Here is a 15,211-nt window from a genome sequence, read left to right on the forward strand (position 1 = left end):
GCAGAAACGGCCTTGGCCGCGAGCTTGATAGTGCTCGCGGCCAAGGCCGCTCCTACAAAACCCGCCCTCTAAGCCCCCGCTATGTCAGCTCAGGGTCGGGTAGTCGTTATACCCCTTGCTGCCAGCGGTATAGAGCGTATTGCGGTCGAAGCGCGCCAGTGGCAGGCCAAGCTGCAGGCGGCGCACCAGATCCGGGTTGGCGACATAGTGGCGTGCGAACGACACCGCGTCGCCAATGCCGGCATCAATCGCCATATCGGCATCCGAACCGGCAAAACCGTCGTTGAGGATGATGCCGCCACCCTTGAAGTTGTCACGTGCCAGCGCGAATGCGTCGATATCGGCAAGCGGCGCGCGCATCACATGCAGATAGGCGAGATTCAACGGCGAGACGGCGCGCAGCAGTGCGATATGTGTTGCCGCCGGGTCGGCATCGGAGGTGTCGTTGTAGCTGTTGCCGGGGTTGACGCGCAGCCCGACCCGGCCGGCACCGATGGCATCGGCCATCGCGCCGAGACACTCGGCGGCAAAGCGCACGCGGTTTTCCACCGCGCCGCCGTATTCGTCGCTGCGGGTGTTGGTGCCTGAACACATAAAGCTCATCGGCAGATAGCCGCTGGTGCAATGCAGCTCGACACCATCAAAACCGGCTTCGCGTGCCAGACGCGCGGCGCGTGCATGCTCGGCCACCACTTCGCGCACTTCATCCGTACTGAGCGCCTCGGGGGTGTCAAACGGCTGCATGCCGGCGGCGTCGGTATAGATCTCGCCGCGTGCGGCAATGGCCGACGGCGCGACGGTACGCACGCCCTCGTCCTTGATATGGCGGCTGCCGATGCGCCCGCCGTGCATGATCTGCAGCACGATAGTACCGCCGGCCTCGTGCACCGCATCGGTGATGCCGCGCCAGGCGCGCACCTGTTCCGCCGTGGCGATGCCGGGCTGGCGACAATAGGCCTGGCCCTCGGGCGATGGCCATGTCCCTTCGGCCACGATCAGGCCGGCGCTGGCGCGCTGCGCATAATAGTCGAGCATTTCCGGGGTCGGCACACCGTGTGCGTCGGCGCGGTTGCGCGTCATCGGCGCCATCACGACGCGATTTTTCAGTTTGAGCTCACCCAGGGTGAGCGGGTCAAATAGCGTGGGCATGGTGGGTCCTGTGTGTGAAATGGCGGGGGTGGGCGCGGGGTGCAATCGGGCAGACGCAGAGGCAGCTTGTGCGGTGTGAGGATAGCGTTACGTGAGTTGCGGATGGTGGGTTACGCAGCTTGCGCTGCTAACCCACCCTACACACCATGCCCGGCCAGATCAGCCGCCCCGCACCTGCCGCGACTTAGCGCACCCGTATCTTCGGTGGCTGCGCATCGCGGCGCATCGCCTTGAGAAAGCCTTCCAGCGGCGCCGGTGCCGCCACCTCGGGCAGGCTGTCCTTGTCCGGACGCTGTGCCCAGAACGCCTGCCACGACGGAAAAATCTCGTGGAAGGTGCCGTGATAGGGCTCGCGCCCCGGCCAGCGCATTTTCATGTCGCCGACCGGCTGCTGGTTCAGGTCGCTGGCGTACCAGTAGCACGGCAGGCGGCGGCGGAAAAACCAGCGCCCGTCTATACGCTCATAGTCATCCCAGTACAGCATCTGCATCAGCACCCATTCGCGCCCGCACTCGTGCTCGTTCTTCGAGTACACCACGCCGATGGCGTGGTCTGGATCGGCAAACTCGATGATGTGCTGGCCCAGATGGTGCGAGGTGCCGGTAAACTGGTGGCGCAGGGTGTCGTCCACCCAGGCCTTCAGGTGCGCGCGCCCCACCTTGTCGCGGCCGACGCGGATGTCGGGCGCAAACAAGTTCACATGCGCATCCAGGTCGCGCATGTCCAGCGACAGCGAATATTTGCCGGCCAGCTGGCGGATGTCCTCGATGGACTCCAGCCGGTCTATGCGTTCATCCAGCGTTTCCCTTGGCATGGTTTACTCCAGCGCGGTGATCAGATCGGCCGCACGGCCGCCATCCACCGACAGGCAGGCGCCGGTGATGTAGCTGGCTTCGTCCGAAGCCAGGAACAGGATGGCGTTGGCCAGCTCTTCGGGCGTGCCGACGCGGCGCATCGGGATCAGCTTCTCGGTGCCGGCGCGGGTCTTGTCATCGGACAGCATGCCGGCGGTGGCCGGGGTTTCCACCACCCCGGGGATCACCACATTGGCGCGTATCCCCGCGGCCGCTCCTTCGCTGGCGGTAGCGCGGGTAAAGTTGATCACCGCGGCCTTGGCTGCCGAATAGCCGGCCATCCACGCGGTGCCGAACAGGCCGCAAATGGAGGCGAGATTGACGATGGCACCGCCACTGCCCTGCGCTGAAAAAATCTGCAGCGCGGTGCGCGTCCCCCAGAAAGTGCCGTCAACGGTGGTAGAAAAATTGCTGCGCCATGCCTCGGTATCGGTGTCGGCGATACTGCCCCATGAATAGGCCATCGCATTGTTGACCAGAATATCGAGCCGGCCGCCGCGCCGCGCCGCCTCGCGGATCGCGCCGCTGAAAGCCGCCTCGTCGCTGACATCGGCCACCACATAGCCGGCCTTGCCGCCATGCGCGCGTATCGCCTCCACCACCGCCGCCAGCGGCTCTTCGCGCCGGCCGCAGATAAACACCTCGGCGCCCTCTTCGGCAAAGCGCAGCGCGGTCGCCGCACCGATGCCGGAGCCGCCGCCGCTGATAAAAGCCACCTTGTCTTGCAGTCTGTTGCCCATGATCGCCCCCTTACTTGAAGTAGCTGCCGCCATTGGCGACGATATCGGCACCGGTGACCATGGCCGCATCGTCGGAAGCGACAAAGGCGACCGTGCGGGCGATGTCTTCCGGCTCGGCCATGCGCCCCAGCGGAATGGCGGCGATCATGCTGTTGATCCAGTCCTGGCCGACCGACTGCATCATCGGGGTGTTGGTCGGGCCCGGCACCACGTTGTTGACGCGGATGCCGCGCGGCCCCAGTTCGCGGGCCAGCGCGCGGGTCATGCCGTGCAGCGCGGCCTTGGAGGCCACATAGTGCAAGCCGCCTTCGCCGGATAGGGCCGCCGTTGACGAAATATTGACGATGCTGCCCTTGATGCCGTGCCTGACCATCAGGCGCACCGCTTCACGCGTGCAGTAGAAGCTGCCATTGAGGTTGACGTTCATCACCCCCTGCCAGCCTTCGTCTTCCATATCGACAATCAGATCGGGGTAGACGGTGACGGTCTCGCCACGGGCCTGCTGCTCGCCACGCAAGGCAAGACGGGTCATCAGCTTGTCAAAACCATCGTTCTTGCTGCTGCCGATGCCGGCATTATTGATAAGCACATCGAAGCGGCCATAGCGGCTGTCCACCTCGGCAAACAGGGCGGCGACCGCCGCGCTGTCGGCGATATTGACGCTACGCGCGATGCTGTTTTCCAGACCGGCTACCGTTTCTTCGACGGCAGCCAGATTGATGTCGACCGCGACCACGGCCGCGCCTTCGCTTGCCAGTTGCCGCGCAATGGCGCGTCCCATGCCCTGCCCTGCGCCGGTGACCAGCGCTACCTTGCCTGCAAACCGCATCGCTCTTCTCCTGAAGACGGACACCCTGTCCGGTATGGCGCCATGGTCGGCCGGCGCACACGAAGGGTCATCGTCCGCGAAGACTAGGGCACATGCTGTATGGCAGCAATGCAACACCCCGCCACACGCCCATCAATGACATTTGAAAGGGTCGCCAGCAGACCTTACGCTGGGCCTGAACACGACTCGTCCGATCAGACGATGAGCGAAGTGCCGCCGCGCCTTAGCGTGAGCGCAGCACAATAAGAGGAAGAGACAGATGAATGCACATGTCGGCCAGTTGGCCAGCCTTGCCGCCGCCGAAGTGCTGGATCGCCAGCGCCAGGCTTTTATCGCCGAAGGCCATGTATCGGCCGCCGTGCGCCAGGACAGACTCGCGCGGCTGGAGGCGATGCTGAAAAAGCACGCCGAAGCACTGGCATTGGCACAGGACGCCGATTTCGGTGGGCGCCATCCCGGTTTTTCCATGATGAACGACGTGCTGGCGCCGCTGGCCTCGGTCAAGCACTGCCACAAAATGGCCGGCAAGTGGATGAAAACCGAGCGCCGTGCCGGCCTGATTCCGTTTTCGCTATTCGGCCAGAAAACCGAGTTGCGCTACCAGCCCAAGGGCGTGGTCGGCATCATCGGCACCTGGAACGCGCCGGTCTTCACCCTGATCAGCCCGCTGGCCTATGTGCTGGCTGCCGGCAACCGCGCCATCCTCAAGCCGTCGGAAATCGTGCCGGCCACCGCGCATGCGCTGGCCGTGGGCATCGCCGAATTTTTCAAGCCCGAAGAAATCACCGTGGTCGAAGGCGGCCCGGAAGTGGCCGACGCCATCACCCGCCTGCCGCTTGATCACCTGGTGTTCACCGGCTCGACCGCCATCGGCAAGAAAGTGATGCAGAACGCCAGCGCCAACCTCACGCCGGTGACACTGGAGCTGGGCGGCAAATCGCCGGTGATTATCGGCAAGAGTGCCGACCTTGAGCGCGCAGCGCGCCATATCGCGCTGGGCAAGGGCAATAATTCGGGCCAGATCTGCGTGTCGCCCGACACCCTGTATGTGCATGAAAGCCGGCTCGATAGCCTGGTAGCCGCGCTCAAGGCCGAATTTATCGCCCAGTTTCCAAAAATCAGCCACAACGCCGATGTGACCGCGGTGGTCAACGAACGTCACTACCAGCGCGTCAAAGGCTATGTCGACGAGGCGCGCGCCGCCGGCACCCGTATCGAAACCGCAGGCGAGTTACCCGGCGACGGCAGCCGCCGCCTGCCGATGGCTATCGTGGTCAATCCGGCAGACAGCTTGCACATTTCACAGGAAGAAATCTTCGGACCGGCACTGATCGTGCGCAGCTACCGCGATGTCGAATCGGTGGTGGCCTCGATCAATGCCGGTGCCCACCCGCTAGCGCTGTATTACTTCGGCAAGGATGCCACCGAGGAGCGCTATATTCTCGACCATACGCTATCGGGCGGCGTCGCCATCAACGAAGTGATGATGCACGCCGCGCTGCAGGACGCGCCGTTCGGCGGGGTCGGTGCTTCGGGCATGGGCAGCTACCACGGCCGCGAGGGCTTCCAGCAGTTTTCGCATTTGCGCAGCGTCTACCGTGCCGGCTGGTATGACCCGAGAAAGGCCATGGGCGTATTGCCGCCCTACAACGACAAATTTATGGCCACCATCAAAAAATGGGTGGGCGCATGAATACGGCCAAGCCCGTGGTGCTGATTACCGGCGCCAGCCGCGGCATCGGCAAGGCCACCGCGCTCAAGTTCGCACGCGAAGGCTGGCATGTCGCCATCACCGCCCGCACCCAGACCGAAGGCCAGCAGCACGACTATCAGGTGCCAACCCGCGACGGCAAGACCCTGCCCGGCAGTCTGGCCAGCACGCTGGCCGAACTGCAGCGCTGGGACAGCGAGGCGCTGGCCATCCCCATGGACCTGTTGGACCCCGCTTCGGTTGACGCGGCGCTGGACGCGGTACTGGCGCGCTTCGGCCGCATCGATGCGCTGGTCAACAACGCCGTCTACCAGAGCAGGCAACTGAATGCGCCGTTTATGGAACTGGATAGCCAGGAGTGGGCGCGCGTGTTGCAAGCCTATGTGGTCGCACCACACCAGCTGACGCGGCGCGCACTCAGGGTGATGCTGGAGCAAGGCAGCGGCGCCATCATCAATGTCAGCTCCGGCGCAGGCGAAGCCGATCCGCCACTGCCTGCAGCCGAGGGCGGCTGGGGTGTGGCCTATGGTGCCGGCAAGGCAGCGTTTTCGCGCATGGCCGGCGTGATCGCGACCGAGCTTGGCGACGCAGGCATTCGCGCCTACTCCGTCAACCCCGGCGTGGTTGCCACCGAAGCCCTGAAAGCGACGATCGGCGACGATGGCGAGCTGGCACGGCGCCTGGGCGCCAACGCCCCCGAGCTGCCGGCTGCCGTCATCTACTGGCTGGCCAGCAGCACCGACACCCAATCATGGCAAAAATGCACCGTCCAGGTGCCGGAATTTGCACTGGACGGCGACACGCTACGCACACCGACAAAGGACGCATCATGAATACACCCCGTACCCTGCTGGCACTGGCTGTCAGCCTGGCACTGCCGGCAATGGCGGCACCAAGTCCGCGCCCTCCGGCCAACCCCTATTTGTCGGCACCGGTCTATGGCGTCACCCATATGGACCCCAGCCAGAGCGACGCGATTCCGTATCCGGTCAAGCGCGGCACTTTCAAGGTCAATCTCGCCACCATGCCCCAGGTCGAGGCCGGCGTATTCAACAACTTCAACCTGCAGGCCGCGGTGCCGGGCTTTATGTGGGCGATCAGTACCGACCGCGTCAGCTACGTCGATGCACGCAATGGCGGCTGGAAACGGCTCGCCTACTTTAGCTACCCGGGGCTGGAGCCAATCAAGCCGGAGCAGCACCGCACCTTGCTGACCGGCAACTACAAGAGCGTCGCCGAAGTCGATGCCGCCACACGCAAGGCTTATGGTGCCGTGCCGGCCGCGTGGATGCGTAACGGCATCTACAGCGTGGCCGACAAGGACAACACCGTGTATGTCAGCGCCGGTTACACCATCATGGCACTGGGGCTGAAAAATCCGGACAAGCCCGAAGAAGGTATCGAACTCAAGCGCAGCATCAATATCAAGGAACATGTGCGCAAGGGCACCACCCTGGTCGGGCTGGGCATCGACTGGAACGGGCGCCTGGTATTCGCCTCGGAAAGCCTGATGGGTACGCTGGATCGCGAGTTCAAGGAAAAGCCGCAGGTTTTCGAATACGGCGATGGCGAGATCAACTCCAACTCTTTTGCGCTGGATGAAAACAACGCCGTCTATATCGCAACCGACCATTACCTGCGCAAGATCGTGTTCAACGGCAAGGAATTGTCGGACAAGGAAGAAGACGGCGGCTGGCGCAGCCGCTACGACACCGGCGACGTTCCCCCCACCATCAAATGGGGCACCGGCACCGGCTCGACCCCGACGCTGATGGGCTTTGGCCAGGACCCGGACAAGCTGGTGGTAATCACCGACGGCAGCAACAACATGAATCTGGTGGCATTCTGGCGCGACCAGATCCCGGCCGGCTTCCAGCAAAAGCCAGGCACCAAAAGCCGGCGCATTGCCGACCAGATCAAGATCACGGCCGGCTACAAGCAGCCACCAGCCTTCCTGCAAAGCGAACAGTCGGTCAGCGTCAACGGCTACGGCGCTTTTGTCGTCAACAATATCGCCGAAGTCCCGATCAAGGACAAAATCATCGATGTGGTCGCCATCGGCCCGGTAACCCCGACCCCCAAAGGGGCGGAGCGCCTGCAATGGGATACGGAAAATGACCGCTGGCAGCGCGTCTGGAGCCGTCCGGACCTGGTGTCGACCAGCATGGTGCCGGCCGTCAGCACCCCGTCCGGCATCGTCTTCGTCAACGGCTACACCGCCAAGGATGGCTGGGAAGTGACCGGGCTGGACTGGAACAGCGGCAAGACCGTCCACCGCACCCTGTTCGGCCACGATAACTATGGTAACGGTGCCTACTCCATCTTCCAGTTCCACGCCAATGGCGACCTGATGTTCAACTCCATCGCCGGGCCTTTCCGCGTCAAGCTTTGAGCATGCAACCAGTCAGCAAAACGCCGGCATGAAGCCGGCGTTTTGTTTGGTAAGGTCCAAATGGAGTCTGCTAAGCAGACCTTTTTAGCTTGCCGCTTCCGCGCGGCTAACGGGCAAGAAACTTGTAGCGACAAGCCCCTTGCGACCCAAGCGTCCCCGAATTCTCGCGAAACCCCTGTGCAAAATGGTCTGCCGAGGCGCTGGCCAACTCGCGATTCGCTACCGTCGTATCGCTCGAACAAAGGCTAGCTTAAGACCTCGCCAGCCCCTTTTTTACCGGCACGAGCCTGACGGGGATGGGCTGATGGCGTATAGAATGGCGACATGGGTAACACTTTGCGCACCAGAAAATTAGGAGTATGGCGAGTAATTTACCCATACGCAGCAAATTATTATCTGCCACTATTTTAGTGGCTGTGTAAATTGGTTTAGAATAAACGGCTCTAGCTTTTCCATCAAAAGGCCGGCGAGCTTATTTACATGCTCAGGCGTTAGCATCTCACCTTCTTTCGCACCACATTTTTCAAATGCATTCATTACAGCTTCATTTAGAACGCGATCTTTTTCTTTTTCAAACGAAACATTCATACCTACAGAAATTACCTTTCCAAATGCGGACTCAATAGAGCCATCCGGAATTTTTTTGTAAGCATAAGCATCTCGCACCTCCTCGACTGAAAGGTTTAGCTCTACCACAAGACTTAACTCTTCACCAGTAATTGGATTTATAGCGTAAGTATTTGATATGTTTTCACCTTCGTAGGAGTCGGCCAAACAAAGAACGATTCGTTGAACACCAAAATATTCCACATACCCAATTATTTGATTAGTCTTACTGCATCCTTTAATTGACACACAATGAAGAGGAATACCTTCAGGGCGATTTTTTATTAAATCATACTCATAAAAATAACCAAAACATGCTTCGGCTTCTTCATTAATTAGATAATTTTTTGCTCTAATGCATGCTTCTACTGGAATACCAGAAGATACCGCCAATGCTAATGCAGACTTTACAATGGAACGACCTGCCTCATGACCACCAAATGAAAAATTGAATTCAAACATATCTGGGCAATAATATGACTCTGATTTTGCGTTACTCAAGAGTTCATTAAGGTCAATTTGTGGATATTTTCTTTTTACGCCTTGAAGCATTCTCTTTACTTCAGGTATAGAGCGAGCTCGGATCTGGATTCTTACACCAACCCCAGACTCTAATGGCCTTTCTAAATACAAGGGCTTTTCTATCTCCATACTTCCATCCACATGAAGCTTTAGCTTATCTCCACCAGTTGTTTCAAACAGTTGAGATGGTGCCTCTCCACGTTCACGACTAATCCCAAAGAATAGACTTAAGGGGTTGAGTTGTTTCGCTAGCTCTGATTCCCAACCATCTCCAGCCGTATTGTTACAACTTTCACAAATAAAACCTTTTACCTTCTTTCTTCCACCAATTGCATTAGGAATAATGTGTTCTTTGGTGTCATTTTCTTCAGTTATCTCCACGTCACACATTGCACATTTTTTCAAGATATTTTCCTAACTATAGAATGAAACATCTTAACAACTTATAACTTACAGCAGACATAGAATAGGCATGACAATCTGGTGTAAAATGCCGCCTTATCTTGATATGTAACTCAAGTTATTGGATGTCACTGGACGTGCTATTCATGGTCACTCCATCCATGCAACTATAAAAGGCACACTCCAATTTTTCAAAAAATCTCGACCAATGTTATTGCAATATATGTTCGTATATTTAAACAGTAAATGCAACATTGAATAGCTAATTTGGCTAAATAACTTATCGTTTTTGAAGACAGCTTCCGGCTTTTGCCAGCCCACTCATTTACGTGACCGAGTTTTTAATTTGCGCTTCATTTCATCCATCAGCCTTCTGACTTACTTGAATGAATCCTGTTTTTCCCTGCGGGGAGTGTTGCCACACCAGACGATTCAAACTTCCGTTACAAGCACGCTGCCACCAGCTATATGAATCGACAAAATAGCAATCCGCCTTTCAAATAACTGTGTATGCATGCGCCTGACAGCAAACCGGGCGGGACTGCACCGCTGCACGCAAGACACTACAAGCTAATTGACGAATGGTAACATGCAAAATGGTTGCCGGTTTGCCGCACCCACCCTCTGCACCAGATCAGGCGGCTGGGTTTACCGCGTTCCTCCCCGTCTGGTCGCCTTCCATGCACAACAAAACGCCGGCACTAGGCCGGCGTCTTTTTCTGGAAAATCAGCCCCTCAATCAGGAAAAGCCACCACCACCGATGCGCTCATGGGCACGGCCTGGCAGGCCAGCGTCCAGCCGTCGGCTAAGTCCGCCTCGTCCAGTGCCGTATTGGCCAGCAACTTCACCTCGCCCTCGGTCACGCGGCACATGCACGAGGCGCAGCCGCCGACGCGGCACGAATGCGGCGCGCGCATGCCGGCCTTGTCCATGGCATCGAGCAGGGTTTCGCCGCCGTGGGTCGCCATGCGCCAGGTTTCGCCATCCAGCGTCACGCTCAGGCTCACTTCGGCCGGGCCGCTCCCCGCCTCTATCACCGCCGCCTCGTTTTCACCCGGCAGCGACACAAAGCGCTCTATATGCACACGCCCTCTGGCCAAACCCAGCCCCGCCAGTGCGGCCTCAGCCGCATCCATAAACGGCGCGGGGCCGCAAATAAAGGCTTCGGCCTCGGGCAGGTGGCGCGCCAGCGCACCCAGCTGTTCGGCCGATGGCACGCCCTGCACGCTATCGAGCCAGTGGATCACGCTCAGGCGCGCCGGATAGTCGCCGGAGAGCCGGCGCAATTCGTCGTGAAAAATCACCGAACGCTCGTCGCGGTTGGCGTACACCAGCAGCACCCGCCCCTTGCCATGCAAGAGCGCGCTTTTGGCAATGGAAAACACCGGCGTGATGCCGCTGCCGCCGGCAAACAGCAACAGGTCCTGCTGCGGGTGCTTGCAGGTAAACACCCCGGCCGGCGCCATCACCTGCAGCGTGTCGCCGGCCTTGATCTCATCGCACAGCCAGTTGGAAGCCCGCCCGTCACGCACGCGTTTGACAGTCACCTTGAGCGCGTCGTCTATGCCCGGGCAGCTGGACAGCGAATAGCAGCGCGGCAAGACACCATCGGGGTGCGGAATGCGCAGGGTCAGGAACTGGCCGCTGGCATAGCGAAAAGTTTCGCCAAGTGCCGGCGGCACCTTGAACACGATGGACTTGCTGTCGTGCGTCTCGTCAATCACGCGCTCGACGCTCAGGGTGTGGTAATGCGACATGGTGCGTCCTTTATTGTTATCGGCCGTGCTTACAAGCTCATCACCAGTTGGCCGCTATCAACGCGCATTTCGCTGCCGTTGACCGCGCGCGATTCGTCCGAAGCCAGAAACAGCACCATATTGGCAACATCGCGCGGCAGGCACATGCGCGCCATCGGGTCGTAATCGATGGTGAGTTTGCTGACATCCATGCCCTTCGGGTACATGCCCGCCGTGAGCGGCGTCAGGATACCGTCCGGATGAACCGAGTTGCAGCGGATGCGGTAGCGCTGCTTGCGGCAATGTACGGCGACCGAGCGCGTCAGCGCCGTCACCGCCCCTTTGCTGGCGCCATAGGCGGCAAAGGACTCCATCCCGCCCAGCGCCGTGACCGACGACATATTGATGATGCTGCCGCCGCGTTCCTTCATCGCGGCGACACCGGCCTTGCAGCCGAGAAAATAGCCGTCGCCATTGATCCGCATCACCTGCTGCCACGCTTCCAGCGTGCAGTCTTCGATGCTGGCCATCGGGCAGATGGCGGCATTGTTGACCAGCACGTCAAGCTGGCCGAAATGCGACAGCGTCGTCGCCAACACCGCATCCCAGCTGCTGGCATCGGCAATGTCGTGGCGGACAAAGATGGCGGCATCGCCGATCTCGCGGGCCAGCTCAAAGCCGGCGTCGGCATTCACATCGCTAATCACGACCCGCGCGCCTTCGGCGGCAAACAACAGTGCGTCTTCGCGCCCGACGCCGCTGGCGGCACCGGTAATCAGGGCGACCTTGCCGGCCAGACGGCCAGCCTTGCTTGTTGCATTCATGGCGTCAACTCCTTGCTTGCGACTTTGTCGGAAATTTCAAGCGCGGCGTGGCGGGCGGCACGGCGGCCCGAGAACACGCAATCAGCCAGCGACAGGCCCGAAATATACATATTGGACGGAATGCCGGTCGCACAGCGACCGACAGCATACAGCCCGCGTATGGCCTGGCCATTCCCCAAAAGTACCTCGCCCGTCTCCTCGCTGACAACGAGGCCGCCCAGGGTAATGGACGACAAGGGGAAAAACTTGAATGCAGGCGACAGATCCAGCGCATACCAGGGGCCGCGTGTGAGTTCGCGCCGCATGGCAGGCGATTTGCCGACCACATCATCACACTCGCCACGCGCGGCACGATTATTGGCGGTGATGGCGGCACGCAGCGCAGCCGGCTCCATGCCCAGCTTGCGGGCCAGACGCTCGGGGGTGAAGGCACGGGTCACGCCCAGCAGCATGCCGGCCAGCGCCGGCCACTTCTGGAAGCCCCACAGCTCCTTGCCGAAACACTCGCGTATCGCCTGCCAGCGCAGGCGCGCATCCAGAATCAGCCAGGCACGGCCATTCTGGTGTTCGATAATCTCGTTGCCCAGCGTCGAGCCGTATACCTCTTCGTTGCAAAAACGCTCGCCACGGGCATTGACCGCAATGCCCTTGGGCCAGGCATAGGGCGGCGAAATAAAGCGCCATGCCGACACCCTGTTCATATGCGCACCGCGCCCGCCCGCCGACAGCCCGAGGCAGATACCCGAGCCGTCACAGCCGGTGCTACCGTTACGCCAGTTGGACAGGTAACGCGGCGCATGGGCCTGCAGCATCTCGCGGTTGAACATGAAGCCGCCGCTGGCCAGCACCACGCCATGGTGCGCCCGCACCAGTATCGGCCTGGCGTGCGCAAGCTCAATCTCCAGCGTCTCGCGCCTGAGGCTTTCGGCGCGGTTGGGGTTGAACGGATAGCAGGCGTTGGCTTCGCGGTGTGCCGCCTTGTGGCGCACGGCCGCCTGTGAGCCTGGCGGAATCTGCCACACTTCGGCGCCGATCACGCGCCCGCTTGCATCCACCACCAGGCGCCGCACCACGCTTTGCATTTGCACCGTCGCGCCGCTGGCGCGGGTCGCCTTTTTCAGCGCGCCATACAGGGTAGCGCCGGACTGACCTGCCGACACGGTGCGGTGGCCACGCATCGCAGGCGGGTGCTGGCCGGCCATCGCCGGCACCGTCTCGTTGCCCGAGTAATAGAGGAACACCCCGTCCGGCGGATACGAGGTTTTCTGTTTGGGCGTGGTGCTGGCAAAGCGCGCGCCATGCTTTTCCAGCCATTCGAGATTGGCGACGCTGTCGCGGCAGAAGCGCAATAGCGTGGCATCGGATACCACACCAGCCGTTTCCTGCTTAAGGTATTCGAACATCGCCTCAGGCGAATCGCTAATGCCGGCCTCGCGCTGCTGGCGGGTACCGCCACCGGCGTACACCACCCCGCCCGAGAGCTGGCTGGCGCCGCCGCCTTCGAAGCGGTCGACCACCAGCACCTCGCGCCCGGATTCGCGCGCCTGCAAGGCAGCCGCAGCACCGGCCGCACCAAAGCCCACCACCAGCACATCCGTCTGTTGCACCCATGCAATTTCGGTCGCGTCACCCACCCGTAGCGGCGGCAGCACTTCGCTGCTGCTGACTTGCGGTTTGACTGTCCAGCGCGCGCTTAACATATTGCATACTCCTGAGAGGGGGTGACTGATGGCAGCGGCGCGCGCGCAATATGCAGTGCGGCGCGATAGCCGAAGGTCAGCGCCGGGCCCAGCGTCGAGCCGGCACCGGGGTAGGATGGCCCCATCACCGAGGCCGAGGTATTGCCGATCGCATACAGCCCGGCAATCGGCGCGCCACTCTGGTGCAGGACCTGCGCGTCTTCATTGGTCAGCAGTCCGCCCTTGGTGCCGATATCACCGGCATCCAGCTTCATCGCGTAGAACGGCCCCTTGGCAACAGGTGCCAGGCACGGATTGGGTTTCACATTCACATCGCCGTAATAGCGGTCGAACACATTGCTGCCCTTGCCGTAGTCACGATCCACGCCGCTGGCTGCGTCTTCGTTGACCTGGGCAACGGTTGCGGTCAGTCCCTTGGCGTCGACACCGATCTGCGCCGCCAGGCTCTCCAGCGTGTCGGCCTTCCAGTACACGATATTCAGCCAGCTCTTGCGCAAGCGGCTATCCGGCGCGACCTGGCCCGGCATTAAGGGACCCATCGGGTATTTGTGACGGAAATCGGCGTCGAAAATCAGCCATGCCGGCACGCAGCGCCCGTTTTCACGGTGGCGCGCATACATGGCGGTGACAAATTCAAGATAGGGCTTGGCTTCATCGACAAAGCGCTGTCCTGTGCCATCGACAGCGATGCAGCCGGGCAAGGAGCGCTCGGCAAACAGGCCGCGCTGGCTGTCTTCCTTGGGCACAGCCACCGTCGGCACCCACCATGCCCAGCCCATCAGGTCGGTCTGCGCACCCAGCGCCTGCGCCGCCACGAGCGTGTCGCCGGTGTTGTTGGGCGGGGTCACGCCCCACTGGGCGCTGTTGGGTTGCGGCAGATATTGGTCGCGCAGCGCTTGGTTGCGCTCGAAGCCGCCGGCGGCTAATACCACGGCGCGGCGCGCAGCAAACTCAACCAGCTTGCCGTCCTGCCCGGCGACGACACCCGTCACACGCTGACCGTCATAAACCAGCGACTGCAATGCCGTATTCAGGCACAGCGGAATATTGCGCGTCATCAGCCCGTGCCTGAGGCCGGCCACCAGCGCGTTGCCCAGCGCCAGACGGCGGTCGGTGCGGCGGCCGGTTTTCTTGCGCCAGCGCCAGTCGAGCATGAAGCGCAGCATCAGCTTGGCGAAAATCAGCTTCCAGCCCTTTTCCTTGGCCAGCATCTTGTGCGCGTCGCGCGCAGTCATGCTGACCTTGCCCATCAATAGCGTGGCCGGCGACGGCGTGCGCAAACGCGCAAGCTCGTCTCCCAGCAGCGCGCCATCAAACAGCTCCGGATCCATGGTGCGCCCGCCGTCGCGCGCGCCGGGCAGCGCCGGATAATAGTCGGGATAGCGGTGACAGGCGGCGTAGCGCACGCGGGTGGCGCTCGTCATGTAGCGCACCATCTCGGCTGCAGTATCGACATAGGCGACCAGACGCTTGTCGTCGACCTGACCCTGTGCTGCCGCGCGCATATAAGTGAGTGCTGCTTCGCGATCATCGTTGACCTGGTCGTTGAGCGGAATCCAGATGCCGCCACCCGAAATGGCCGAAGTGCCGCCGTACTGTTCGCTTTTTTCCAGCACCACGACACTCAGACCTTCGTCGTGCGCCTTGATCGCAGTGAGCATCGCGCCGGCGCCGGAGCCCACCACCACCACATCAAATTCCTGTTTCATCAGTCCATTCCTTTGCTAGGCATCCGCCGCCCGCAG

At 60.9% G+C, this 15,211-nt stretch carries 12 protein-coding genes; 3 read left to right on the top strand and 9 right to left on the bottom strand.

The window, feature by feature from the left end:
- Positions 1-84 precede the first annotated feature (84 nt).
- The 4 genes from GQF02_RS11090 to GQF02_RS11105 form a co-directional block, all read right to left on the bottom strand.
- A complete protein-coding gene (locus tag GQF02_RS11090; RefSeq protein WP_160797152.1) occupies positions 85-1,149 on the bottom strand; it encodes an alkene reductase in 1,065 nt (354 codons plus the stop codon).
- A gap of 184 nt (positions 1,150-1,333) precedes the next feature.
- Positions 1,334-1,963 (bottom strand): nuclear transport factor 2 family protein, encoded by a 630-nt coding sequence (locus GQF02_RS11095; RefSeq protein ID WP_160797154.1) that lies wholly within the window; start codon positions 1,961-1,963, stop codon positions 1,334-1,336.
- A 3-nt stretch (positions 1,964-1,966) separates the two neighbouring features.
- Positions 1,967-2,743, bottom strand: a complete 777-nt coding sequence (locus tag GQF02_RS11100) for an SDR family NAD(P)-dependent oxidoreductase (RefSeq protein ID WP_160797156.1) — start codon at positions 2,741-2,743, stop codon at positions 1,967-1,969.
- Between the two features lie 10 nt (positions 2,744-2,753).
- Positions 2,754-3,572, bottom strand: coding sequence for an SDR family NAD(P)-dependent oxidoreductase (locus GQF02_RS11105; protein ID WP_160797158.1), 819 nt, complete (start codon positions 3,570-3,572; stop codon positions 2,754-2,756).
- A gap of 259 nt (positions 3,573-3,831) precedes the next feature.
- Between GQF02_RS11105 and GQF02_RS11110 the strand changes: the two genes are divergently transcribed.
- From GQF02_RS11110 to GQF02_RS11120, 3 genes are read left to right on the top strand one after another with little or no spacing between them, the layout of a single operon-like run.
- A complete protein-coding gene (locus tag GQF02_RS11110) occupies positions 3,832-5,265 on the top strand; it encodes a coniferyl aldehyde dehydrogenase (protein ID WP_160797160.1) in 1,434 nt (477 codons plus the stop codon).
- On the top strand, positions 5,262-6,116 hold the full coding sequence (locus GQF02_RS11115) for an SDR family NAD(P)-dependent oxidoreductase (RefSeq protein WP_160797162.1): 855 nt from the start codon (positions 5,262-5,264) through the stop codon (positions 6,114-6,116). Before GQF02_RS11110 ends, GQF02_RS11115 begins: the two co-directional genes overlap by 4 nt.
- On the top strand, positions 6,113-7,675 hold the full coding sequence (locus tag GQF02_RS11120) for a hypothetical protein (protein WP_124733879.1): 1,563 nt from the start codon (positions 6,113-6,115) through the stop codon (positions 7,673-7,675). Before GQF02_RS11115 ends, GQF02_RS11120 begins: the two co-directional genes overlap by 4 nt.
- Positions 7,676-8,077: 402 nt before the next feature.
- On the opposite strand, the gene GQF02_RS11125 is transcribed toward GQF02_RS11120, so the two are convergent.
- From GQF02_RS11125 to GQF02_RS11145, 5 genes are all read right to left on the bottom strand, one after another.
- On the bottom strand, positions 8,078-9,208 hold the full coding sequence (locus tag GQF02_RS11125) for an HNH endonuclease (protein WP_220789441.1): 1,131 nt from the start codon (positions 9,206-9,208) through the stop codon (positions 8,078-8,080).
- Between the two features lie 732 nt (positions 9,209-9,940).
- Positions 9,941-10,963, bottom strand: coding sequence for a ferredoxin--NADP reductase (locus GQF02_RS11130; protein ID WP_160797164.1), 1,023 nt, complete (start codon positions 10,961-10,963; stop codon positions 9,941-9,943).
- A gap of 29 nt (positions 10,964-10,992) precedes the next feature.
- Positions 10,993-11,766: an SDR family oxidoreductase gene (locus tag GQF02_RS11135; RefSeq protein WP_160797166.1), complete on the bottom strand. Its 774-nt coding sequence runs from the start codon at positions 11,764-11,766 to the stop codon at positions 10,993-10,995.
- Complete coding sequence (locus GQF02_RS11140) at positions 11,763-13,466, bottom strand: FAD-binding protein (RefSeq protein WP_160797168.1); 1,704 nt, start codon at positions 13,464-13,466, stop codon at positions 11,763-11,765. Before GQF02_RS11140 ends, GQF02_RS11135 begins: the two co-directional genes overlap by 4 nt.
- The gene (locus GQF02_RS11145; RefSeq protein ID WP_160797170.1) at positions 13,460-15,175 is read right to left on the bottom strand and encodes an FAD-binding protein; all 1,716 of its coding nucleotides are present in this window, start codon (positions 15,173-15,175) and stop codon (positions 13,460-13,462) included. Before GQF02_RS11145 ends, GQF02_RS11140 begins: the two co-directional genes overlap by 7 nt.
- Positions 15,176-15,211: the final 36 nt, after the last annotated feature.

The sequence above is a fragment of the Craterilacuibacter sinensis genome, assembly GCF_009831765.1.
GTDB classification, from domain to species: Bacteria; Pseudomonadota; Gammaproteobacteria; order Burkholderiales; family Chromobacteriaceae; genus Craterilacuibacter; species Craterilacuibacter sinensis.